The organism is Neisseria sp. P0009.S007, assembly GCF_051962515.1.
Map to the genome: position 1 here is coordinate 1 of NZ_JBQCVF010000780.1, position 746 is coordinate 746.

Sequence of the window (746 nt, forward strand, 5' to 3'; positions counted from 1 at the left end):
GAATAAAGGCTGTCTGAAAGAAAGACTTTCAGACGGCCTTGTCGTTTGCTGATAAGGTTTATTGCCAAATTAAAACCTTAGGTTCCGGGGTAACTTGATAGCCTTCTTGACGCAATAGTTCGATTAAGCCTTTTTCGCTGGGTAAATGGGCAATACCGACAGCAAAGAGGGTGCTTTGTTTGGCGGATTGCTTGCGGATTTCAGGCAGCCATGCCAAGTTGCGCCGAATCAGGAGGTCGTTTTTTAGCCAATCGGACATGGCTTTGGCGTATTTGGTATCAACAAGTTTGAGGGTGCGTTGTTCGGTTTCTTCCAAAAGTGAAATGAGTTCTTCAAAGCGGCCGTCTGAATAGGCTTGATGGAGTTTTTTGATATCTTCGGTTTCTTCTTTATAGGTTTTAATACTGGCTTTCAGAAAGTTGAGCATGGTTTCTTCAGGCTGAGCTTTGAAGATTGCGGTAACATCGTCCAAACTTTCTAATGAACCACGCGGCTTATTGATGTCGGCGGCCGCGTTGGTCAGTAACATATCTGCACCGGTTTCTGAGCTATACCCTTTGGGAAATGTACTGCCGGCAAAAATGAATGCCGCCCACGGATGGAGTTTGTCGGCAATTTGGGTGATGGGTCGGCTTTCTTCATTTTGCGAATAGATTTCTTGTAAAAGACGGAAATCTGCTTTGCCGAGCTTGCGGCTGAGCGGTTCGGTACTCATGACTTCCTTGAAGTATTTTTGATACATTTTT

At 44.9% G+C, this 746-nt stretch carries 1 protein-coding gene; it reads right to left on the reverse strand.

Annotated features, from left to right (window positions below):
• Window positions 1-58: 58 nt before the first annotated feature.
• On the reverse strand, window positions 59-746 hold a 688-nt coding region (locus ACTHS3_RS16315), incomplete at its 5' end, for a TraB/GumN family protein (protein ID WP_440368547.1).